The following is a 21,095-nucleotide window of genomic DNA, read 5'->3' as shown; positions in this document are numbered from 1 at the left end:
GCTCATCCATGGCGAATTGTGCTCGGGCGGACAAGGGCGCTTGCGGCAGCAATCCCGGCCGAAAAGACAGCCCGCGCGGGTGGTTTCTCAACATTTAACGCAGCCGGTCGCTTTTGCCGGAACCAACCGGCCCCGGCGCAGTTTTCTGCCAGCAATATGGGAGTTTACGAGATGAAGACGTTGTGGGATCCGGGCTTTCTCCAGAGCCAGATCCAGCAATTCGAAGCGCAGGCCACGACGGCGATGCACCCGGATGAGAAAGCCGCCTATCAGAGCTATGTGCAGCATTATCAGACGATGCTGAAAGCGCTTCAAGCGCGTGGCCACGCCGCGACGCTCGAGCACGCCTGAAGCCTCTCTGCGCGTCTTCAAGACCCGCCCGAACGGATTGCGCTTACACCAAATCCCGCTATCAGGCCCGATAACGGTAAAACCGCCGAAGATCGGGAGATAAGACCTCATGCCCACCCTCGTCCTCATCCGCCATGGCCAATCGGCCTGGAATCTGGAGAACCGCTTCACCGGCTGGTGGGATGTCGACGTGACCGAGAAAGGCGCTGCCGAAGCCAAGGCGGCCGGCGCGCTGATGCGGGACAAGGGCCTCGATTTCGACCAGTGCTTCACCTCGCTGCAGACCCGCGCGATCAAGACGCTCAATCTGGCGCTTGAAGAAATGCAGCGGCTCTGGCTGCCCGTCGAAAAGGACTGGCGCCTTAACGAGCGGCATTATGGTGGCCTCACCGGCCTCGACAAGGCCGAGACGGCTGCCAAGCATGGCGATGAGCAGGTGAAGATCTGGCGCCGCAGCTTCGACGTGCCGCCGCCGCCACTGGAGGCGGGCAGCGAATTCGACCTGAGCAAGGACCGGCGCTATGCCGGCATCGCCATCCCGGCGACGGAGAGCCTCAAGGATACCATCGCGCGCGTGCTGCCTTATTGGGAGGGCCGGATCGCGCCCGAGCTGAAGGCCGGCAAGCGCGTGCTCATTTCAGCGCATGGCAATTCACTGCGCGCGCTGGTCAAGCATCTCTCGAACATCCCCGACGACGAGATTACGGGCCTCGAAATCCCGACCGGCCAGCCCATTGTCTATGAGCTGGCCGACGATCTTTCCGCGAAGGACCGTTATTATCTGTCGGAGCGGTAAGGGTTAGGCGGCCGGTCAGGCCGCCACCTTCAGCTCAAGCTGATCGACGGCGGCCAGCGCCGCCTCGATACCGGCCGCGCGATGCTCGGGACCGACAGCAGCGCCTTCCGTCACGATGAATTCGGGTGCGATGCCGATAAAGCCGAAGACGGCGCGCAAATAGCTTGCCGCATGTTCGACAGCGGCTGCAGGCGTGCCCGCACCGTAAAAGCCGCCACGCGAGAGGGCGACGATCACGCGCTTGTCACCCGCCAGGCCGATGGCATTGCCGCTTTCGTCATAGCGGAAGGTCTTGCCGGCCACCGCGATATGATCGATCCACGCCTTGAGCTGGGTGGAAATGGTGAAATTGTACATCGGTGCGCCGATCACGACCGTGTCCGCATCCAGGAATTCCGCCAGCACAGCCGCCGCCTCGTCCGTGCCGAAGCCGGGCAGCGTCAGGTGCGGCAGCGGCTGGGCGGCGAGATCGCGATAGCGCACGTCCGCGCCGGGCTGCTCCGCCTTGAGGCGCTCGACAATGGCTGCCGAAATCTGGCGGGTGATGGAGTTTTCGCCCTGAATGCTGGAATCGATATGCAACACGGTCATGGTCGGCCCTTTCGTAAAATTGCTCTTGAGAGACGGATCGGGAAGATCAGTTTCTGTTTGCAACCAGCTAGGGTGGACCTCTAGAACCAACAAGAACGCATTTTTTCGAGACCTAGTCACATGGATATGACCACCACCCGCCTCACCGTGACATCGCACAAGGAGTGCATGCGGATCACGCAGACCCTCGCGCGCTTTGGCGATCGATGGACGCTACCGGTGGTTGCGGCTCTTGGTGACGGCACGATGCGCTTCAACCAGATCCGGCGGGAGGTGAGCAGCATCTCGCAGCAGATGCTGACCCGCACGCTCCGCGCGCTGGAGCGAGACGGCATGGTCAACCGCACGGTGCACCCGACGACCCCGCCGCAGGTGGATTACGCCCTCACCCCGCTCGGCCATTCGCTGGCCCGCGAGGCGATCCGGCTCGGCAAATGGGCGCAGATGCATCGCGAGGAGATCGACGCGCATCGGGAGCGGTTCGATCGCCTGCAGGAAGGCTGAGGCGGTTTAATCAGCATAGTGCTCCTGCGAAAGCAGGAGCCTAGGGCAGCAAGGCCCGGCTTTTGCGCCCTGGGCTCCTGCTTTCGCAGGAGCACTATGGTGGTCCTATGCCTTGCTGCGGACGAACGCCACGGCGATGCCGGCGATGAACAGCGGCAGCCCGAAGGCCAGCGCCACGCCGAACGGCCCAACACCCTGCGCCAGCAGCCAGCCCCCGGTCGCCGGCCCGATGATCGCGAGCAGTCGCCCCGCCCCGGCCGTCCAGCCAAGCGCCGTGGAGCGGATCTGCGTGGGATAGGCCGCGGAGATGAAAGCATAGAGCCCGCTGATCGAGCCGACCACGAAGGCGCCGAAGGCAATCGCCATGAACGCGGCCAGTGCCGGCGTGAACGGCTGTACCATGTAGACGAGCATCGAGGTGCCGCCCGCGAAATAGCAGAAGAGCAGGGTGCGCTTGACGCCGATCCAGCCGACCAGCGCGATCATGATGAACGGCCACACGATCGCGCCGACGGAGGAAAGGGCAAACAACGCTGCCGCATCCGCCATCGGGAAGCCGGCCTGCATGTGCCAGAAGGTCGGCGCCCAGGAGGCCACGGCATTGCCGACGAACATCATCATGCCGCCCGCCAGCATGAACAAGAGCGTCATGGCCAGCCGCCCCTCGGCAAAGACGGACTTGAGTGACGCCCGCCCGGCTGGCGGTTCATCGAGAAAATAATGGGCCGTGTCGCTGACCTCGCGGGTGATGTGCCGCAGGACGCGGTTGACTTGCGCGGTGCTGCGCCCGGCGGTGACGAGAAAGCGGGGAGATTCAGGCAGGGTGAAGATCAGCACCGGCAGGAGCAGCAGCGGTGCGGCGCCACCCGCCAGAAACGCGCCCCACCAATCGAGCCGATGAACAATGAGAGGCGCAAGCGCGCTGCCCATCGCCGAACCGAATGCAAAGCAGGCGGTGACCAGAATGATCTGGCGGGGACGGATGTGGCGCGGCGAAATCTCCGCCACCATTGCGATGATGTTGGGCGTGATGCCGCCGAAAAACGCAAAGGCGACCAGCCGCAGAAGCGAGACCGCCGTCAGGGTCGATGCCAGGGCCGTGACAAGCGTGACGAGGCCGAAGCCGAGCACGCACAGAATGACGATCGGCTTGCGTCCAACCCGATCTGCCAGCGGCGCGATGAAGGCATAGCCCAGGGCTAGGCCGATGCCCTGCGCCACGAACACGGCGGAAATCGCCGCTGGCTCGACAGCAAGACCCGCAGCAAGAGCCGGCACGATGGCCCCGAGCATGTACATGTCGAAGCCCTCCATTGCCATGGCGATGCCGCAGAGCGCAAAGATGTACCACCGCCAGGCCCCGTAAGGCCGGTCCAGAATGGTCTCGATGTCGATCCGCTGCCCGTCTGTATGGGACTGCGCCATGTATCTCTCCCCCGAAGGCTGGTCGGTCTGTCTTCGAGGGTCAAATGGTGAGAACCGCCCCCGCCGCGTGTGCGCTCCTGCGGAACCGCTGCCCGTCTGGCAAGCCGGAATTCACCGTGACCAGCCGCGCCCGAGGCAAGATTTTGCGCCGGCGAACAATGCCTTGCGGCTGCCTCCCATAGAGCCGGTCGAAGGAATTCTGGCCCTGCGCGAGCACGTAACGATAGCGCGCGCGCCTGCGCTTTCATCGAAAACGGGTCCGATTGTGCGGTTGCACCAAAGTCGTGCGCCTGTAATGTCCAGCTCAGGTGCGCAATTCATCAGGCCACGAAGGGTCCCCAGTCTTGTTCGAAAAGTCCGCGACACTCATCCTGTTCGGCGCCACCGGCGATCTGGCGCACCGGATGCTGTTTCCCTCGCTCTACCATCTGCTGTGCGACGGGCTGCTGCCCGAGCCGTTCAACATCCTCGCCTCCGGTCGGTCCGAGATGGATGACGCGGCCTTTCGTGACACCATCCGCAAGGCGCTGGCGACCTATCTCGCCGACGAGCATCATGATGAGGCGCGCGTTACCGCTTTTCTCGAAAAGATCAGCTATTGCGCCGTGTCGGCCGGCGAACAGGCGCATTTCGATGCGCTGGCGAAACGGGCGAAGGCGCTCGGCGATGGTCCCATCGCAGTCTATCTGTCCACCCCGCCCTCGCTCTTTGCGCCCACCGCTCAGGGCCTCGCAGCTGCGGGTCTGGTCGATGCGCACACCCGCATTGCCATGGAAAAACCCATCGGCAAGGATCTCGCCTCGTCGAAGGTGGTGAACGACGCCATTGGCGACCTGTTCGATGAAGAGCAGATTTTCCGCGTAGACCATTATCTTGGCAAGGAAACGGTGCAGAACCTGATGGCGCTGCGCTTTGGCAACCGCCTGTTCGAGCCGCTGTGGAACGGGGGCGCCATCGATCATGTCCAGATCACCGTCGCCGAGACGGTCGGGCTGGAGGGTCGCGTCTCTTATTATGACGGCGTCGGTGCGCTCAAGGACATGGTGCAGAACCACATGCTCCAGATCCTCTCGATCATCGCCATGGAGCCGCCCGCGCGGATGGATTCCACCTCGGTGCGCGACGAGAAGGTGAAGGCGCTGCGCTCGCTACGGCCTATGACGCCCGAAACCGTCCGCACCCACAGTGTGCGCGGCCAGTATCGCGACGGCGCGGTGAAGGGCAAGATCATCGCCGGCTATGCAGAGGAATTGGGCAAGGAGAGCGATACCGAGACCTTCGTGGCGTTGAAGGCTCATATCGACAATTGGCGCTGGACCGGCGTGCCGTTCTACCTGCGCACCGGCAAGTGCATGCCCAACCGCCAGTCGGAAATTCTCATCCAGTTCAAGCCGGTGACGCACAGCATCTTCCGCCGCAACGGCTATGATCGCGCGCTGGAGCCCAATTCGCTGATCATCCGCCTGCAGCCGGACGAGAACATCCGCCTGTGCATCATGGCCAAGCGGCCGGGGCTCGACCGGGATGGCGTGAAGCTGCAGGAGGTCGGCCTCGACGTTTCGCTCACTCATGCCTTTGCCGGTGAGCGTCGCCGGATCGCCTATGAGCGGCTACTGTTGGATCTGCTGGAGGGCGACACCACATTGTTCGTGCGCCGCGACGAGGTGGAAGCGCAGTGGACCTGGATCGATTCCATCACCCAGAGCTGGCAGGAATCCGGCCAGCAAGTCGTGCACTATGCCGCTGGCACATGGGGGCCCTCGGCCGGAATTGCCTTGATCGAGCGCGATGGAGCAAGCTGGTATGACTGATCTCAATTCCACCGTCGCCGCCGTCACGCAACGCATCGTCCAGCGCAGCGCGGTCAGTCGCCGCAAATATCTCGACCTCATCGAGCGCGGGCGCGATGCCGGCACCAACCGGGATCGACTCTCCTGCGGCAACCTCGCCCATGGCTTTGCCGCGAGCGGTGAGGACAAGCCGGCGATCCGCGCCGGCAATGCCATGAACATCGGCATCGTTACGGCCTATAACGATATGCTGTCGGCGCATCAGCCCTATGGCCGCTACCCGGAGGCGATCAAGATCGCGGCGCGGGAAGTGGGCGCGACGGCGCAGGTTGCGGGTGGCGTGCCGGCCATGTGCGACGGCGTGACGCAGGGCCTCGCCGGCATGGAGCTCTCGCTGTTTTCGCGCGAAACCATCGCGCTCGCGACCGCCGTGGCGCTCAGCCATGCGATGTTCGAGGGCGCGCTGATGCTCGGCATCTGCGACAAGATCGTGCCCGGCCTGCTGATGGGCGCGCTGCGCTTCGGCCACCTCCCCACCATCTTCGTGCCCGCCGGGCCGATGCCTTCGGGCCTTGCCAACAAGGAAAAGCAGCGCATCCGCCAGCTCTATGCCGAGGGCAAGGTGGGGCGTGAGGAACTGCTGGAGAGCGAGAGCGCCAGTTACCATGGCGCGGGCACCTGCACCTTCTACGGCACGGCCAACACCAACCAGATGATGATGGAAGTAATGGGCCTGCACATGCCCGGCGCTGCCTTCGTCAATCCCGGCACCAAGCTGCGCAGCGAGCTGACCCGCGCCGCTGTGCATCGTGTCGCCTCCATAGGGTGGGATGGCGATGATTATCGCCCGCTCGGCAAGTGCATCGATGAGAAGGCGATCGTGAATGCCGCCGTAGGCCTGCTGGCGACCGGCGGATCGACCAATCATGCCATCCACCTGCCCGCCATCGCGCGGGCGGCGGGGATCGTCATCGACTGGACGGATCTCGCCGATCTCTCCGCCGCGGTGCCCTTGCTGGCGCGCGTCTACCCCAATGGCGCGGATGACGTGAACAACTTCCATGCTGCGGGCGGCATGGCCTGGATCATCACCGAATTGCTGCGCGGCGGCCTGCTGCACCGGGACGTGATGACCGTCGCCCGCGCTGATCTCACGGATTACGGGCGGATGCCGACGCTGGAGAATGACGCGCTCGTCTGGGACGAACCGCCAACCGCGCCCGGCAACGACGCGATCCTGCGCCCGCTCTCCAACCCGTTCAGCGCGGATGGCGGAATGCGGCTGCTCGCCGGCAATCTCGGCCGCTGCATCATGAAGACCAGCGCCGTGGACCGCGAGCGCTGGACCATCGAGGCGCCTTGCCGTGTGTTCTCCGATCAGGATCAGGTCATGGCCGCATTCAAGGCGGGCGAGCTGGATCGGGACGTCGTGGTTGTCGTGCGCTTCCAGGGGCCGCGCGCCAATGGAATGCCAGAGCTGCACAAGCTCACCCCGCCGCTGGGCGTGTTGCAGGACAAGGGCTTCAAGGTCGCTCTGGTGACCGACGGGCGCATGTCCGGCGCGAGCGGCAAGGTGCCGGCGGCCATTCACCTCTCGCCCGAGGCGCTGGGCGGTGGCCCCATCGGCAAGCTGCGCGATGGCGACATCGTCCGCGTCTGCGCCGAGAGCGGCACGCTGGAAGCAAAGGTGGATGCCGCGGAATGGGATGCGCGCGATCAGGCCGATGCGCCACCGCCGCCCTATGACACCGGTCGGGAACTGTTCGCCCTGTTCCGCCATAATAGCGATCTGGCGGAAGCCGGCGCCTCGCCGCTGCTGGCAGCCATGGATGCGGAACTATGACCGATCTCGTCGCCGCCGATATTGGTGGCACCAATGCCCGCTTCGCCCGTGCCACGCTCGATGCGCGCGGCGTGCCCACGCTGGGCACCGTGCGCAAATACAAGGTCGCGGATCATGCCAGCCTGCAAAGCTGCTGGCAGGCCTTTCTGGCCGATGACGATGGGCCAGCACCGGAGAGGGTCTCCATCGCCTTCGCCACGGCCATCGGGCGGGAGGTCATCAAACTCACCAACTCAAGCTGGATCATCCGTCCTGCCCAGCTGGCCGATGATCTCGGCGTTGCGGCGGTGCGGCTGGTCAATGACTTCGAGGCGGTGGCCCACGCCATTGCCCGGCTGCCGCTGAGCGATCTGCCGCTGCTGTTCGGGCCGGATGAGGCCTTTCCTGAAAATGGCTCGGTGACGATTCTCGGCCCCGGCACTGGCCTTGGCGTGGCGATGATCGCCTTTGACGAGGGCGTGCCGCATATCGTTGCGACCGAGGGCGGCCATGTCGATTTCGCGCCGCTCGACGCGCTGGAAGGCCGCATCCTCGCCCAATTGCGCACCGATCTCGTGCGGGTCTCGACGGAGCGGATCGTCTCCGGACCGGGGCTCAACACCCTCTATCGGGCGCTGGCAACGATCAGCCAGGCGCCGGTCACGCTGATGAACGACGCGGACCTGTGGGCTGCCGCGCTGGATGGCAGCAATCCCCTCGCCCGCACGGCGCTGGAGCGCCTGTGCATGAGCTATGGCGCCACGGCCGGCGACCTCGCTCTGGCGCATGGTCCGCATCATGTGGTGCTGGCTGGCGGACTGACGCAGCGGATGCGCGACTTCCTCGTGAACAACAGCGCTTTCCATGATCGTTTCACCGCAAAAGGTCGCTTTGAAGCCCTGATGAGAACCGTTCCGGTTCGCTTGGCAACCCATCCTGAAATTGGCCTTTATGGCGCCGCCGCTGCATGGCGGGAGAAGAAAGCATGAGCATGACTGTCGATGACGTAATAGCGCTGGCGCCGGTGATTCCGGTGCTGATCGTGGAGTCCGTGGCCGATGCCGTCCCGCTGGCGCAGGCGCTGGTCGCCGGGGGCCTGCCGGCCCTCGAGGTCACCATGCGCACCCCAGTCGCGCTCGAGGTGATGCGCGAAATGGCGCAGGTCCCCGGCGCCGTGGTCGGGGCCGGCACCGTGCTCAACCCCCGCCAGCTCGATCAGGCGCTGGAGGCGGGCGCGCAGTTCATCGTGTCGCCCGGCCTCACCGAGCCGCTCGGCAAGGCCGCGATCGCCAATGGGGCCACCCTGCTCCCCGGCGTCGCTACGGCGGCGGACATCATGCGCGGACTGGATCTCGGGCTTGAGCGCTTCAAATTCTTCCCGGCCTCGACCAGCGGCGGCCTGCCCGCGCTCAAAGCCTTGGCGGCGCCGTTCGGCGGCGTGCGCTTCTGCCCCACCGGCGGCATCACGGCGGCCAATGCGCCGGAATGGCTGGCCCAGCCGTTCGTCGGGTGCGTGGGCGGAAGCTGGGTCGTGCCCAAGGGGCCGCTTGACCCCGCAGCCGTAGAAGCGCTGGCGAGGGAAGCTGCGACGCTTCCGCGATAATCGGAGAGGCGCCGCTGGCGTGCCTTGATGGGCACGCCCACGCCGAGGCTTCCGTCAGTCCAGCGCGCCCCACAGGCTCGCGGCCTGCACATAGCCGCGCCGGCCGTTCACCTCCATGGCGCACCAGCCATCCGAACAGCCGGAAAGCCGCCCCACGACGCCCGGCGCCAGCCGGAACAGCAGGCGGGCGCTCTCGGAGGGGCCGTCGCGCATCTGGGCAATGCCATCCTTCACGATCGCGGTCGCTTCATCCTTGAGCAGCCGCACGTGCATCCAGCCCTGCGTGCCGTCCGGATCCTCGATCTTGCGCCAATTGGTATAGACCTCGATCACCTTCACCGGCAGGTCGCGCTGGCGGTAGATCCAGCTCGCCGGATAGTCGGCGCTCGGCCCCACGCGCATCTTGGCCTCCCCCTTGGAGAGTGAGGCCCAATAAGGCGTTGGGCGACCGGTTTGCGCCTGCGCGTCGGCAGCGCCCAATCCCAGGGCCAGCGCCGCAAAAGCCGTGAATAGCCCGCGCGCGTTCATGCCATCGATCTCCCGGAAAATGCCCACACCATAAGGCCCGCTTCTGCCACGGCCACCGCATGGCATCAACCGGAAGCAGCCTTGCGCGAATTGCCGCTTGCCTTTCCGCTCTCGCCTGAGCATTCCCGCCACATGTCCAGGCGTCCCCGGCCCGCTTCGCCCCGCGTGATCGTGACGCGGCGTCTGCCGCAAGCGGTGGAAGCCCGGCTGGGCGAGCTGTTCGACGCCCGCTTCAATGTCGACGATCATCCCATGACCCGCGCCGAGTTGCATGAAGCCATTCAGCAGTGCGACGTGCTGGTGCCCACCGTGACGGACGATCTCGATGCCGATCTGGTCGCCGGCGCAGGCGATGCGCTGCAGCTGATCGCCAATTATGGCGCCGGCGTGAACCACATAGCCCTGCCCGCCGCCCGCGCGAAGAACATCATCGTCACCAACACGCCCGGCGTGCTGACCGAGGACACGGCGGACATGACCATGGCGCTCATCGTCTCGGTGCCGCGCCGCCTGGCCGAGGGCGAGAAGCTGGTGCGCTCCGGCGAGTGGACCGGCTGGAGCCCCAGCAACATGCTCGGTCACCGCATCGGCGGCAAGGCGCTCGGCATCGTCGGCATGGGCCGCATCGGCCGCGCCGTCGCCCGCCGCGCCCGCGCCTTCGGCCTCTCCATCCACTACCATAATCGCCAGCGCCTGCCCGAGGTCGCCGAGCAGGAAGTGGATGCGATCTGGCACCCCGACCTCGACGAGATGCTGCGGAGCATTGACATCCTGACGATCCACACGCCGCGCAATGCGCAGAGCGAGAACCTGATCGACCGGCGCCGCATCGGGCTATTGCGTCCCCATGTCTACCTCATCAACGCCTCGCGCGGTGGCATCGTGGATGAAGAGGCGCTGATCGAAGCGCTGGAAGCCGGGCAGCTTGCCGGCGCCGGCCTTGATGTGTGGGAGTTCGAGCCACAGATCGACCCGCGCCTGCTCGCTCTCCCCAATGTGGTGATGACCCCGCATATGGGCTCGGCGACCTTCGAGGGCCGCATCGCCTCGGGCGAACGGGTGATCGCGAACATCCGCATGTGGGTCGGCGGCGACCGGCCGCCGGATCAGATTCTCGAAGGCTGGGTTTGAGCGAACAGCGCGCTCCTAACCTCACGTCATCCCGGACTTGATCCGGGATCCCGCTTCTTCTTCGCTCACCGCAAAGGCAGCGAGACCCCGGATCAAGTCCGGCGTGACGAGAAAGGGATAAGGTGGGGCTGGCTTCCGCTCTTTAACCCGCCAGCGCCTTTGTCGCCTCGATCGCGCTGCGATAGGCTTCCTGCCGCGCCTCGCTCCAGTAAGCGAGTTCGCCGAGGGGAACCTCCACCCCGCTCACCGCGCAGATCACGAAGCGGCCCGAGCGGACCACCTGATAATCCGCCGCGCGATATTTGAGGATGGCGAGGCCCGGCATGTCCGGCGTGCGCATCATGCTCATCAATCCCCGGTGAGGATGCGGTCGACCAGTTGCTTCACGGTCGGCACGAATCCGTTGGAGTAGAAGGGGTCCTGCTTGAAGCGATAGGCGCCATGGCCGGCGAACAGCAGGTTCTTGTCGACATCGCCGCCATGCACCGCATCCTGCAGGGTCTTCTGGATGCAGAAGCTGCGCGGATCGGCGAGGCGACCGGTCGAATAATCGTCATGGTCCTTCCACGACGAAAAACCGCAGTGCGAGAGGCAGCCCATGCAATCAGCCTGATCCTTGCGGATGACAGCCCGGTCCTCGTCGGTCACGAAGACCAGCGTGTTGTCGGGTGTCTTGAGCGCAGTCTCATAGCCCTGCAGCACCCACTCGCGAGCGCGCAGCAGATCGTTGCGGGTCACCCAGTAATTGCGGCCTTTGATGCCGACATCGAGCTGATGGTTATGGTCGCCCGCTTCCTCCATGGAGAAGGCGATCTGCCGCTCCGAGCGCGCCTCGAGATCGCGCAGGAAGGGATTGCGGATCGCGGAGGAATAGAAGCCGGTCGGCGAGAAGCGGTGGAGGAGGATGTCGCCTTCCTCCAGCGTCATCAGCTTCTCCTTCCACGCCTGCGGAATGGGGCTTTCCTGCGTGAGCAGCGGACGGGTGCCGAACTGGAAGGCAATCGCTCCCAGCTCCGGATTGTCGATCCAGTCACTCCAGTCCCGCAGATACCAGACGCCACCGGCCATCACGATCGGCACCTCGTCGCTGATGCCGCCCTCGCGCATCGTGTCGCGCAGCGCCTTCACGCGGGGATAGGGATCCTCCGGCTTGGTTGGGTCTTCCGCGTTGGACAGGCCGTTATGGCCACCGGCCAGCCAGGGGTCTTCATACACCACCGCGCCCAGCCACTCCGCAGCCTTGTGATAGGCCCGCTTCCACAGCGCGCGGAAAGCGCGGCCTGAGCTGACGATCGGCAGGTAGCTGACCTGATGCTGCGCAGCAATCTCGCTGAGCTTGTAAGGCATGCCGGCCCCGCAGGTCACGCCTGCGACCATGCCCTTGGTGCGCTCCAGCACGCCTTGCAGCACGGCCTGCGCGCCGCCCATTTCCCAGAGCACGTTGATGTTGATGGCGCCCTTGCCGCCGGCCATCTCATAAGCGCGCTTCACCTGCTCCACACCACCTTCAATGGCGTAGGCGATCAGCTCCTCATGGCGCTGCTGGCGCGTGCGGCCATGGTAGATTTGCGGGATGACATTGCCGTCGGCATCATAGCTGTCCGCATTCACGGCCGACACGGTGCCGATGCCGCCAGCGGCAGCCCATGCCCCGGAGCTCATGTGATTGGAGACCGCAACGCCCTTGCCGCCTTCGATAACCGGCCACACCTCGCGACCGCCATAGACGATCGGCTTCAAGCCCTTGAACAAATGAAACTCCTCAGTGCCCCATCGGCCAGCTTCGCAAGCCAGCCACGAGCGCCTTTACCAGCATTTTCCTCAAACCAAGTGCTAAAATGCCACAAAACTCAAAATAACGCCAGTTCGTTACCGACCGCCTCACCATAGAGCCGGGCGTAGAGCTGGATCATCACGGCTTCATCGAAACAGCGCCTCGCTCTGTCGCGATTGGCTGCGCCGATGGTCCGACGCAGATCGGCATCCCCGGCCAGTTCTGCAAGGGCAGCCTGAAAATCATCGGTCGCATCTGGGGCCACGATGAAGGGCCGGTTGTCCGGCGCGACCATGCCAAGGGTATCGCCGACGTCGGTCGCGACCACCGGTAGGCCGGCCGCCATCGCCTCCATCAGGGCCGTGGGGAACTGCTCACTATCGGAGGACAATGCGAAAATATCGAAAGCCCCGACATAATCCTGTGGGCGCGGCAGGGCTCCGGGCATCAGCAGATCGTGCATGCCCTGACGCTCCGCCTCCGCAAGGATCGCCTCCCGCTCCTCCCCGTCACCGACGATGACCAGGCGCAGCCGGTCGCGCAGCGGCGCCACCGCCCGGACGAGCCGGGGCAGGTTCTTGACCGCACGCAGATTGGCGACGGTGCCCACGATCAGCCGTCCGTCCGGTACCAGCCCGGGAATCGCAGTGACCGGCCGGGTGCCCTCATAGGCGGCGACATCCAGCCCGTTGGGGATCTGGTGGACTTTCTCGGCGGGCTGCCGCCACTCCGCCTGAGCGATATGTGCCAGCTGCGCCGAGGGGACGACGAGCGCCCGCGCGCCTTGCAAAGCGATCTGGCGGTAGCGGTTGCGAGCGGCCTGGCGGACGAACGCCTCGTCCACATCGAAGCCCTCTTCGTGGTGGATCAACGGCGGCAGGCAGCGCAGCCGGCGGAAGAGACGGTGCGCCATGACGCCATCGATCGCGCCCCAATTGAAGCTCAGGATGAGATCATAGCCGCGCATCGCCTTGGCCAGCACGTTGAACCGGGCGAAGGTCGCGGGCCCCTCCAGCGCGGGCGAATCGAGAAAGCGCACCTTCAGCGTGGGGTCGAGCAAGGCTTGCGCCCCAGTGGCACCCGGCTCGGCCAGCAGGATGTCGTGCTGCATCCGCGCGCCCCAATGATTCATCAGCCGGGCAAGGCGCGCTTCCTTTCCGCCCAGATCGAAGGTGCGGTGAATTTGCAGCACGCGCAGCGGCTCGCGGGAGAGATCGCGCCGGGCCGCCCGCCGCGTCATGGCTTCTCGCTGATCCTGGCGAGCAGCCTGTCGAGCGCCGCCACCGCTTCTGGCTCTTCCAGCGTGGGTGCATGGCCCACGCGCGGCACCGTCACCAGATCCAGCTGCGGGAGGCGCGTCTGCATCGCCTGCGCCGTCTGGACGGTCAGCAGATCGCTAAGCGCGCCACGCACCAAGGTGAGCGGGATATCGCCGATCGCCTCGAACGCCGGCCACAGGTCGACGCCCGCCGCACCGCCGGGCGCCCGGAACGGCTCGGCGAGGCGCTGGTCATAATCCAGCACGATGCGCCCCTGGCTCGTCAATCGATATAGCCGCTTGGCGATGCGCAGCCAGTCGGTCAGCTTGTAATCGGGGTAGATCACCCCCTGCACATCCGCCACCGCCCGCGCGGCGTGCACCCAGGTCGGCTGCGCGCTACCGGTGCCGACCCCTTGCCGGATGCGCTCCAGCCCTTCCTCGGCGATCTCCGGCCCGATATCGTTGAGCAGCGCGCCCGCGAGGCTCCCGCGCCGCGTCGCCGCGATCAGCATAAGCATGATCCCGCCGAGCGACGTGCCGACCCCCACGAAGCGCGGCAGGGCCAGCTCATCGATCAGCTTGAGCAGATCCTGCAGATAGACCAGCGGCACATAGCTCATCGGATCCTTGGCATAGGCGCTCTCGCCGCGCCCGCGCAGTTCCACCACGATAACGCGCCATTCGCCCGCCAGCCGCTCTGCCACCGGTTCGAAGTCGCGGACGTTGCGCGTCAGGCCTGGCAGGCACAGGATCGGCGGCCGATCCTCCCGGCCCGGATAGTCCCGGTAATGCAGCCGTAAATTGTCCTGCGACCACCAATATTTGTCTTCATAGCCCGACAAGCTTGATCCTTTCCCGGGGCGCCCCCCATATCAGAGCATGGACGCAGCGCTTAAGACAGACATATTTCATCCGGAACGCGCAATAGCTTCAATTGCGGATTTTCTGGCCGACCCCGTGCAGCCGGCGGATTTCCCGCAGACGATCCTGCGCTTCCGCAATGATCGCGCGGCCAGCACGGTGGGGCTGGCGGCACTCGACGATGCGCAATGGATCAGCCATTTCGGCCGCTTCACGCCCCTGCCCGACGCGCAGCCGACACCCTTGGCGCTGCGCTATCACGGTCACCAATTCCGTACTTACAATCCCGATCTTGGCGATGGACGCGGCTTTCTGTTCGCCCAGATCCGCGAGGCCGCGCCCGCAGGCGGCCGATTGCTGGATCTGGGCACCAAGGGCTCGGGCCGCACCCCGTGGAGCCGCACCGCGGACGGACGGCTGACCCTCAAGGGCGGCATGCGCGAAATCCTCGCGACCGAAATGCTGGAAGCGCTGGGCGTCACCACCTCGCGCACCTTCTCGATCGTCGAAACCGGCGAGCCGCTGGTGCGCGGCGACGAGCCTTCCCCCACCCGCTCGGCGGTAATGGTGCGGCTCAGCCACGGCCATATCCGCATCGGCAGCTTCCAGCGGCTCGCCTATCTCGGCCAGCGCGAGGAGAGCGCACGGCTGATCGACTACTGCCTGCGCCATCTGCTGGCGGTGGAGCCGGGCGAGGTGCCCGCGCTCACGCTGCTGGAGGCGGTCGTCGCGCGCACGGCCGATCTCGCCGCGAGCTATATGGTCGCCGGCTTCGTCCATGGCGTCCTCAACAGCGACAACATCGCGGTGACGGGCGAGAGCTTCGACTATGGGCCATGGCGCTTCACCCCGCGCTGGGAGCCGGGCTTTACCGCCGCCTATTTCGACCAGACCGGCCTCTACGCCTTCTCCCGCCAGGCCGAGGCAATCCACTGGGATGTCGCGCAACTGGCGCAATCGCTGGTGGAGCATGCGGAGACGGAGGCGCTGGTCGAGGTGCTTCGGCGTTTTCCGGCCATTTATGAGAGTCGCCTGATCGAGCGGTTCCTCTGGCGGCTGGGCCTCGACGCGCCGGACTCGGAGGCCGGCCGCGCTTTCGTGGTCGCCGCTGTCGAGGCGCTGCGCGGCAGCGATGTGCTCATCGACCGCTTCTTCTTCGATTGGCGGCGTGGCGACCGTGCCGAATCGCGTTATTCGGGCGCAGCGTGGGACAAGGTCCGGACCGCGCGCGAGCCCCTCACCCTACGGCCCGGCGCTGGTGACCATCCCTATTGGCACGGCGATGCGCCCTGCTCGATGCACATCGAGGAAGTCGAGGCCCTCTGGGCGTCCATCGCCGAGCGCGATGACTGGAGCCCGCTTTACGCCAAGATCGAGGCGATCCGCGCCATGGGGGCGGCGCACGGCCCGGTGCCCGGCCAGCCGCTCGCCTCGCGCAGCGCATAAGCCGGTGCGCGCCCCGGAGCGCGCGTCGTAAATCCGCTGGAAACTAATTGCGCCGCATAGCCGCTCCATGTTGCACGCGCCGCTTCATGCCACCGAGGCTCCGCACGAGCCTTCAGTCGTCGAATCGCTCGATCCGGCGACGGGCGAGGTCGTCTGGCAGGGGCAGGAGGCCGACCCCGCCGCGCAGATCGCGCTGGTGGCGCACCAATGGACCGCATGGGCAGGCCTCTCCTCCGCCGTCCGCATCGAGACCATGCGCCGCTTCGCCAATGCCGTGCGCGCCAGTGAGGAGGCCTTCGCGACCCTGATCTCGCGCGAAACCGGGCGACCGCTCTGGTCCACGCGGCAAGAGGTGATCAGCCTGTTCGAGCGGGTCGAGAAGGCCGTACAGGCCTATTCCGAACGCACGGGCCAGCGGCAGAGCGAAGGCGCGATGGGCGCCCGCACCGCGCTGCGCCACAAGCCGCATGGCGTGCTCGCCATCATCACCCCGCATTGCCTGCCCGCGCGCATTCCGGTCGATCATATCGTGCCGGCGTTGCTTGCAGGCAATGGCGTGCTCTTCAAGCCCTCGGAGAAGGTGCCCGCCACCGGCGAAATGCTGGTGCGTCTGCTGCATGAGGCCGGCGTGCCGCACGATCAGGTTCAATGCGTGATCGGTGGCCCGGCGACCGGCGAAGCGCTGGCCGCGGCGCCGGACGTTCACGGCGTGCTCTTCACCGGATCGACCCGCACCGGCCGCGCCATCAACCGCGCCTGCGCCGACCAGCCCGGCAAGCTGCTGGCCCTGGAAATGAGCGGCAACAATCCGATCATCGCCTGGGACACGCCGGACATCGCCAGCGCCGCCGCGCTCATCGTCCAGTCGGCCTTCGACATGAGCGGGCAGCATTGCCTGTCCGCCCGCCGCCTCATCGTGCGCGACACCCTCGCCGAGCCGCTGCTCGTTGCGGTGAAAGCGCTGACGGACCGCCTGATCGTCGGCCCGCCGACCGCCGATCCGCTCCCCTTCATGGGGCCGGTGATCGACATGGACGCTGCCGACGGCCTCACCGAAAGCTTCCTCTATCTGATGAGCCATGGCGGCCGGCCGATCCGGCACATGCAGCGCCCGGTCGAAGGCCTGCCCTTCGTCACGCCCGGCATCATCGACGTGACGGCCATGGCACCGCGCAGCGACGTAGAACTGTTCGGCCCGATCTTGCAGGTCATATGCGTCGCCAGCTTCGACGATGCGATCATCGAAGCCAACAGCACCCGCCACGGCCTGTCCGCGACGCTGATCGGCGGTGGCCCCGAACATTATGATCGCTTCTGGGCCAACAGCCGCGCCGGCATCGTCAACTGGAACCGACCCACCTATGCGCTCGCGCCCAATGCACCGGTCGGCGGTATCGGCCTGTCAGGCAATCACCGCCCCGGCGGCCATTATATGGCCGACCATTGCGCTTACCCCGTCGCTTCATCCGAAATGCCCCAGCCCCGCGCGACAATCGGCGTAGGTCTGCGCGCGATTGTGGCGGATCGGTGAAGGCTCGCGAGGGGTAAAGCCAGGGCGATAGGCCCGAGCCGTCGTGGGAGCCAGTTGTTAGCCCCTCCTCTTCAGGGGAGGGGTTGGGGTGGTGCAGCGACCGCGCCGTCATCCGCTGAACGCGCGATGCTGACGCATCGCCACCACCCCCGACCCCTCCTCTGAAGAGGAGGGAGACGTCTCCGCCAAATCAGAACGCCCGGACATCCTACTGGCGGGCAGCCTCCCCCGCTCAGATACAGCGAGTGAATGGCAAGCATAGTACGGCGCGCCCTCCCCCCAACCCTCACCGCTCGTGCTGAGTAGGGTCTGAGTAGCGCCGCAGGCGCGTACCGAAGAGCCGTATCGAAGCACTGCAGCCCGAGGGCAAGTCCTTCGATACGCCGCTTCGACAAGCTCAGCAGCTACTCAGGACGAACGGAAATACCGTCTGCAATGTCGCTGTCTCTGGCCGAGCAGCCTCCATAATCGCTGCGAGTAGCCGGCATATGCACCAGCCACGCAGCCCAAAGCTCCCTCACGCCGCCAGCGGCTGCTCGTCCCGCCGCAGCGTCAGCACCTCGACGCCGGTCGCCGTTACGGCAACCGTATGCTCGAACTGCGCGGAAAGCTTGCGGTCCTTCGTCACCACCGTCCAGCCGTCGCCCTTGGTCATCACGCCGCGCGTGCCCTGGTTGACCATCGGTTCGATGGTGAACACCATGCCCTCGCGCAGTGTGAGGCCAGTGCCCGGACGGCCGAAGTTCATCACCTGCGGGTCCTCGTGCATCTCGCGCCCGATGCCATGGCCGCAATATTCCCGCACGACCGAGTAGCCTTGCTTCTTGGCGTGGCGCTCGATGGCAAAGCCGATGTCGCCGAGGCGCGCGCCGGGGCGCACCTGGCGGATGCCCTGCCACATCGCTTGCTGGGCAACACGCACAAGCCGGCGCGCGGCGGGCGAGACCGTGCCGACGAGATAGGTCTTGCTGCTGTCGGCAATGAAGCCGTTCTTCTCCAGCGTGATATCGAGATTGATGATGTCGCCATCCGCAATGATCCGGTCGGCATCCGGCACGCCATGGCAGACGACCTCGTTGATCGAACAATTGAGCACATAGGCAAAGCCATATTGCCCCTTGCTCGCTGGACGTGCCGCCAGATCATCGACGATGAAGCGCTCGACCAGATCGTTGACCGCCATGGTGGAGCGGCCGACAAGATCCTCGCCGTCCAGCATCTCGAAGACCGATGCGAGCAAGCGGCCGGAGATGCGCATGAGGGCGAGTTCGTCCGGCGTCTTGACCATCTCAGGCGGCCTGCGCGGTGGCGAGGTCCTGCCGGTCCTTTTCCATCTTCACGATCTCGTTGAACGACAATGTGGGATGGGCCTCGGCGAGCATCCCGATCTTCATCCAGAACTCGGCCTGAGCATTGATGGAGCGGCACATGACGGCGCTGGTGCGGCGCGCTTCCTCATGCAACCCATCCTCGATCTTGACCAAACCCATGAACCGCTCCGCATATAGACAATATGCGGACCATATATGGTTCATATCGTCATACGTCAAACGATACGGTTCAGCTGGTGAGTCCCGCCAGCGTGGCCAGGCCCAGGAAAGAGAGGAAGCCCATCGAATCGGTGACCGTCGTCACGAAAATCGAGGAGGCGACCGCAGGATCGACGTTGAACCGCTCGAACAGGATGGGCACGGCGACTCCCGCAAAGCCGGCCGTAACGATATTCAGCACCATCGCGGAGCCGATGACTCCGCCCAGCAAGGGGTCCTGGAAGAACAGCCCGACCCCGATGCCGAGCACCACCGCGACCGTCGCCCCGTTCAGCACGGCCACGCGCAATTCGCGCATGATCATGCGCCAGGTGTTGGAGGCGGTGATCTGGTTGGTGGCAAGGGCGCGGACGGTGACCGCCATGGTCTGGCTGCCGGCATTGCCACCCACGCTGGCGACGATGGGCATCAGCACCGCCAGCACAACCATCTTCGCGATTGCATCCTCAAAGGCAGCGATGATGGCGGTGGCGAACAACGCGGTGATGAGATTGGCGAGCAGCCAGCGCACGCGCGCCTTGTAGCTCTCCCGCACCGGCTCGTTGATGTCGCCTTCACCGGCGCCCGACAGGCGGAGAATGTCTTCGCCGGCTTCTTCCTGGATGATGTGGACCACGTCATCCACGGTAATCATGCCGACCAGCCGCCCGCCCGGATCGACCACCGCTGCCGAGATCAGCGCATATTTCTGGAAGCGCAGCGCGACCTCTTCCTGATCCATGTCGACTGGGATCAGCGTCTGCTCGCGCTTCATCACATCGCTCATGGCGATTTCGCGCGGGCAGCGCAGCACCCAGGAGAGCTGGCAGGAGCCGATGGGCCGATGGGCCGCGTCGACGACGAAGATTTCCCAGAAATCCGATGTCAGGTCGCGGGTATCGCGCAAAAAGTCGATGGTCTGGCCGACGGTCCAATGCTCAGGCACCGCGACCAGATCGCGCTGCATGAGTCGGCCTGCGGATTCCTCGGGATAGCCCAACGCGCTCTCGATGGCGGCGCGGTCTTCCGGCTCCATCGCATCGAGGACGGTCTGCTGGTCCTCCTCGTTGAGATCCTCGATGATCGCGACGGCATCGTCGGTATCCAGTTCGCCGGCCAGTTCCGCGAGTTGCTCAAGCTCGAGCGCCTCGACGACGGTATCGCGCACATAATCGTTCAGCTCGGACAGCACTTCCGCGCCGACCAGCGAGCCCAGCGCATGAACCAGCCCGGCCCGGCGATCCTCGGGCGTCAGCTCGAGAAGATCGGCGATGTCGGCGGGGTGCAGCGTCTCGACCAACGCCTGCGCTGCATCGTCCTTGCCCTCCTCGACGGCGGACAGAACGGCAGAGACGAACTCCGGCCGAAGACGATCGTCCTCGTCCAGATTGGTATCGACGAGCGCGTCTTCCTCCTCGGGAGGGATCGCGCCGGGCTGCGATGCGGCCTCGGTCTCGCTCATGCGGCGCCTCCCTTTCCGGCTGCGGCCGCCACTGGCCACGCCTGCTCTCGATAATCGCTCCTTTTGCCCATGCCCGGGGCAAATGCAACGTCATGCAGCCTTCCCTTGACGAAAGCAGTCACTATAGAGGCGGCTCCATTCCCCCGCCCGCTTCCGCTCCGCATTGCGACCCGAGGCCGGTAGAGACAAGGAGACTGCCCCCATGGCCGACCAGACCCTTACCCTGACGCTCGACACCGGCGACGTCGTGATCCAGTTGCGCCCCGATCTGGCCCCCAAGCATGTCGAGCGCATCAGCGCGCTTGCCAAGGACGGCTTTTATGATGGCGTGGTGTTCCACCGCGTGATCCCCGGCTTCATGGCGCAGGGCGGCGACCCGACCGGCACCGGCATGGGCGGCTCGAAGCTTCCCGATCTGCCGGCCGAGTTCAACAGCGAGCTGCATGTGCGCGGCGTGTGCTCTATGGCACGCAGCTCCAACCCGAACAGCGCCAACAGCCAGTTCTTCATCTGCTTCGACGATGCGACGTTCCTCGATCGTCAATATACCGTCTGGGGCGTTGTGACCGAAGGCATGGAGCATGTCGACGCGCTGCCCAAGGGCGAGCCGCCGGCAAAGCCGGGCAAGATCGTGAAGGCTACGGTGAGTGAAGCCTAAGGCAAGATTGCCTGCGCGATTGTAATACTATC

The 21,095-nt window shown here is 65.5% G+C and carries 21 protein-coding genes; 11 read left to right on the top strand and 10 right to left on the bottom strand.

Annotation, left to right across the window (positions count from 1 at the left end; genetic code table 11):
* Positions 1 to 171 precede the first annotated feature (171 nt).
* Together M2335_RS04745 and gpmA are read left to right on the top strand one after the other, a co-directional pair.
* Positions 172 to 351 (top strand): hypothetical protein, encoded by a 180-nt coding sequence (locus tag M2335_RS04745; protein ID WP_264575083.1) that lies wholly within the window; start codon positions 172 to 174, stop codon positions 349 to 351.
* Positions 352 to 460: 109 nt separating this feature from the next.
* Complete coding sequence (gene gpmA, locus M2335_RS04740; protein WP_264573500.1) at positions 461 to 1,147, top strand: 2,3-diphosphoglycerate-dependent phosphoglycerate mutase; 687 nt, start codon at positions 461 to 463, stop codon at positions 1,145 to 1,147.
* Between the two features lie 15 nt (positions 1,148 to 1,162).
* Here gpmA and M2335_RS04735 read toward each other — a convergent pair whose 3' ends face one another.
* Positions 1,163 to 1,738 carry an FMN-dependent NADH-azoreductase gene (locus tag M2335_RS04735; RefSeq protein WP_264593949.1) on the bottom strand — a complete coding sequence of 192 codons (576 nt, stop codon included), beginning with the start codon at positions 1,736 to 1,738 and terminating at the stop codon, positions 1,163 to 1,165.
* A gap of 120 nt (positions 1,739 to 1,858) precedes the next feature.
* Between M2335_RS04735 and M2335_RS04730 the strand changes: the two genes are divergently transcribed.
* Positions 1,859 to 2,242 (top strand): winged helix-turn-helix transcriptional regulator, encoded by a 384-nt coding sequence (locus M2335_RS04730; RefSeq protein ID WP_181560501.1) that lies wholly within the window; start codon positions 1,859 to 1,861, stop codon positions 2,240 to 2,242.
* Between the two features lie 105 nt (positions 2,243 to 2,347).
* Here the strand turns inward: M2335_RS04730 and M2335_RS04725 are convergent, their stop codons facing one another.
* Positions 2,348 to 3,667 (bottom strand): MFS transporter, encoded by a 1,320-nt coding sequence (locus M2335_RS04725; RefSeq protein WP_264593948.1) that lies wholly within the window; start codon positions 3,665 to 3,667, stop codon positions 2,348 to 2,350.
* A 344-nt stretch (positions 3,668 to 4,011) separates the two neighbouring features.
* Here M2335_RS04725 and zwf point away from each other — a divergent pair, with 344 nt between their 5' ends.
* Genes zwf through eda form a run of 4 tightly spaced genes read left to right on the top strand, consistent with a single transcriptional unit; the run spans position 4,012 to position 8,882 of the window.
* On the top strand, positions 4,012 to 5,478 hold the full coding sequence (gene zwf / locus M2335_RS04720; RefSeq protein WP_264587768.1) for a glucose-6-phosphate dehydrogenase: 1,467 nt from the start codon (positions 4,012 to 4,014) through the stop codon (positions 5,476 to 5,478).
* A complete protein-coding gene (gene edd / locus M2335_RS04715; RefSeq protein ID WP_264593947.1) occupies positions 5,471 to 7,300 on the top strand; it encodes a phosphogluconate dehydratase in 1,830 nt (609 codons plus the stop codon). The genes zwf and edd overlap by 8 nt, the downstream gene beginning before the upstream one ends.
* Positions 7,297 to 8,268 carry a glucokinase gene (locus tag M2335_RS04710; protein ID WP_264593946.1) on the top strand — a complete coding sequence of 324 codons (972 nt, stop codon included), beginning with the start codon at positions 7,297 to 7,299 and terminating at the stop codon, positions 8,266 to 8,268. The genes edd and M2335_RS04710 overlap by 4 nt, the downstream gene beginning before the upstream one ends.
* A complete protein-coding gene (gene eda / locus M2335_RS04705) occupies positions 8,265 to 8,882 on the top strand; it encodes a bifunctional 4-hydroxy-2-oxoglutarate aldolase/2-dehydro-3-deoxy-phosphogluconate aldolase (protein WP_264593945.1) in 618 nt (205 codons plus the stop codon). Before M2335_RS04710 ends, eda begins: the two co-directional genes overlap by 4 nt.
* 54 nt (positions 8,883 to 8,936) lie before the next feature.
* Here eda and M2335_RS04700 read toward each other — a convergent pair whose 3' ends face one another.
* Positions 8,937 to 9,410 (bottom strand): SH3 domain-containing protein, encoded by a 474-nt coding sequence (locus tag M2335_RS04700; protein WP_264593944.1) that lies wholly within the window; start codon positions 9,408 to 9,410, stop codon positions 8,937 to 8,939.
* 132 nt (positions 9,411 to 9,542) lie between these two features.
* On the opposite strand from M2335_RS04700, the gene M2335_RS04695 reads away from it, so the two are divergent.
* Positions 9,543 to 10,541, top strand: coding sequence for a 2-hydroxyacid dehydrogenase (locus tag M2335_RS04695; protein ID WP_264593943.1), 999 nt, complete (start codon positions 9,543 to 9,545; stop codon positions 10,539 to 10,541).
* Positions 10,542 to 10,683: 142 nt separating this feature from the next.
* Here the strand turns inward: M2335_RS04695 and M2335_RS04690 are convergent, their stop codons facing one another.
* The 4 genes from M2335_RS04690 to M2335_RS04675 all read right to left on the bottom strand — a co-directional run bounded on the left by M2335_RS04690 (position 10,684) and on the right by M2335_RS04675 (position 14,418).
* On the bottom strand, positions 10,684 to 10,890 hold the full coding sequence (locus tag M2335_RS04690) for a DUF2093 domain-containing protein (protein ID WP_264593942.1): 207 nt from the start codon (positions 10,888 to 10,890) through the stop codon (positions 10,684 to 10,686).
* Positions 10,890 to 12,293 (bottom strand): NAD(P)H-dependent flavin oxidoreductase, encoded by a 1,404-nt coding sequence (locus M2335_RS04685; RefSeq protein ID WP_264571194.1) that lies wholly within the window; start codon positions 12,291 to 12,293, stop codon positions 10,890 to 10,892. The genes M2335_RS04690 and M2335_RS04685 overlap by 1 nt, the downstream gene beginning before the upstream one ends.
* Positions 12,294 to 12,391: 98 nt before the next feature.
* Positions 12,392 to 13,555 carry a glycosyltransferase family 4 protein gene (locus M2335_RS04680; RefSeq protein ID WP_264593941.1) on the bottom strand — a complete coding sequence of 388 codons (1,164 nt, stop codon included), beginning with the start codon at positions 13,553 to 13,555 and terminating at the stop codon, positions 12,392 to 12,394.
* On the bottom strand, positions 13,552 to 14,418 hold the full coding sequence (locus M2335_RS04675) for an alpha/beta fold hydrolase (RefSeq protein WP_264593940.1): 867 nt from the start codon (positions 14,416 to 14,418) through the stop codon (positions 13,552 to 13,554). The genes M2335_RS04680 and M2335_RS04675 overlap by 4 nt, the downstream gene beginning before the upstream one ends.
* Before the next feature lie 37 nt (positions 14,419 to 14,455).
* On the opposite strand from M2335_RS04675, the gene M2335_RS04670 reads away from it, so the two are divergent.
* Both M2335_RS04670 and M2335_RS04665 read left to right on the top strand, forming a co-directional pair.
* The gene (locus M2335_RS04670) at positions 14,456 to 15,883 is read left to right on the top strand and encodes a protein adenylyltransferase SelO family protein (protein ID WP_264593939.1); all 1,428 of its coding nucleotides are present in this window, start codon (positions 14,456 to 14,458) and stop codon (positions 15,881 to 15,883) included.
* 67 nt (positions 15,884 to 15,950) lie between these two features.
* Entirely contained in the window at positions 15,951 to 17,414 is a 1,464-nt protein-coding gene (locus M2335_RS04665) for a succinylglutamate-semialdehyde dehydrogenase (protein ID WP_264593938.1), read from the top strand.
* Between the two features lie 517 nt (positions 17,415 to 17,931).
* Here the strand turns inward: M2335_RS04665 and map are convergent.
* The 3 genes from map to mgtE form a co-directional block, all read right to left on the bottom strand.
* Positions 17,932 to 18,702 (bottom strand): type I methionyl aminopeptidase, encoded by a 771-nt coding sequence (gene map / locus M2335_RS04660; RefSeq protein WP_264575070.1) that lies wholly within the window; start codon positions 18,700 to 18,702, stop codon positions 17,932 to 17,934.
* A 1-nt stretch (position 18,703) separates the two neighbouring features.
* Complete coding sequence (locus M2335_RS04655) at positions 18,704 to 18,904, bottom strand: ParD-like family protein (RefSeq protein WP_181560517.1); 201 nt, start codon at positions 18,902 to 18,904, stop codon at positions 18,704 to 18,706.
* A 70-nt stretch (positions 18,905 to 18,974) separates the two neighbouring features.
* Positions 18,975 to 20,405 (bottom strand): magnesium transporter, encoded by a 1,431-nt coding sequence (gene mgtE / locus M2335_RS04650; RefSeq protein ID WP_181560518.1) that lies wholly within the window; start codon positions 20,403 to 20,405, stop codon positions 18,975 to 18,977.
* A gap of 202 nt (positions 20,406 to 20,607) precedes the next feature.
* On the opposite strand from mgtE, the gene M2335_RS04645 reads away from it, so the two are divergent.
* Entirely contained in the window at positions 20,608 to 21,063 is a 456-nt protein-coding gene (locus M2335_RS04645) for a peptidylprolyl isomerase (protein ID WP_264593937.1), read from the top strand.
* The last annotated feature ends 32 nt before the right edge of the window (positions 21,064 to 21,095 follow it).

Origin of the sequence: Sphingobium sp. B12D2B (assembly GCF_025961775.1) — a bacterium.
Lineage (GTDB): Bacteria > Pseudomonadota > Alphaproteobacteria > Sphingomonadales > Sphingomonadaceae > Sphingobium.
This window is presented reverse-complemented; position numbering and strand designations above follow the sequence as displayed.

Bases quoted from the DNA above. Each gene is read 5' to 3' on its own strand.
- map (WP_264575070.1), bottom strand. From the start codon at position 18,702: ATGGTCAAGACGCCGGACGAACTCGCCCTCATGCGCATCTCCGGCCGC.
- M2335_RS04730 (WP_181560501.1), top strand. From the start codon at position 1,859: ATGGATATGACCACCACCCGCCTCACCGTGACATCGCACAAGGAGTGC.
- edd (WP_264593947.1), top strand. From the start codon at position 5,471: ATGACTGATCTCAATTCCACCGTCGCCGCCGTCACGCAACGCATCGTC.
- eda (WP_264593945.1), top strand. From the start codon at position 8,265: ATGAGCATGACTGTCGATGACGTAATAGCGCTGGCGCCGGTGATTCCG.
- M2335_RS04665 (WP_264593938.1), top strand. From the start codon at position 15,951: ATGTTGCACGCGCCGCTTCATGCCACCGAGGCTCCGCACGAGCCTTCA.
- M2335_RS04645 (WP_264593937.1), top strand. From the start codon at position 20,608: ATGGCCGACCAGACCCTTACCCTGACGCTCGACACCGGCGACGTCGTG.
- M2335_RS04670 (WP_264593939.1), top strand. From the start codon at position 14,456: ATGGACGCAGCGCTTAAGACAGACATATTTCATCCGGAACGCGCAATA.
- M2335_RS04695 (WP_264593943.1), top strand. From the start codon at position 9,543: ATGTCCAGGCGTCCCCGGCCCGCTTCGCCCCGCGTGATCGTGACGCGG.
- M2335_RS04700 (WP_264593944.1), bottom strand. From the start codon at position 9,410: ATGAACGCGCGCGGGCTATTCACGGCTTTTGCGGCGCTGGCCCTGGGA.
- M2335_RS04680 (WP_264593941.1), bottom strand. From the start codon at position 13,555: ATGACGCGGCGGGCGGCCCGGCGCGATCTCTCCCGCGAGCCGCTGCGC.
- M2335_RS04710 (WP_264593946.1), top strand. From the start codon at position 7,297: ATGACCGATCTCGTCGCCGCCGATATTGGTGGCACCAATGCCCGCTTC.
- M2335_RS04655 (WP_181560517.1), bottom strand. From the start codon at position 18,904: ATGGGTTTGGTCAAGATCGAGGATGGGTTGCATGAGGAAGCGCGCCGC.
- gpmA (WP_264573500.1), top strand. From the start codon at position 461: ATGCCCACCCTCGTCCTCATCCGCCATGGCCAATCGGCCTGGAATCTG.
- M2335_RS04745 (WP_264575083.1), top strand. From the start codon at position 172: ATGAAGACGTTGTGGGATCCGGGCTTTCTCCAGAGCCAGATCCAGCAA.
- M2335_RS04690 (WP_264593942.1), bottom strand. From the start codon at position 10,890: ATGAGCATGATGCGCACGCCGGACATGCCGGGCCTCGCCATCCTCAAA.
- mgtE (WP_181560518.1), bottom strand. From the start codon at position 20,405: ATGAGCGAGACCGAGGCCGCATCGCAGCCCGGCGCGATCCCTCCCGAG.
- M2335_RS04735 (WP_264593949.1), bottom strand. From the start codon at position 1,738: ATGACCGTGTTGCATATCGATTCCAGCATTCAGGGCGAAAACTCCATC.
- M2335_RS04725 (WP_264593948.1), bottom strand. From the start codon at position 3,667: ATGGCGCAGTCCCATACAGACGGGCAGCGGATCGACATCGAGACCATT.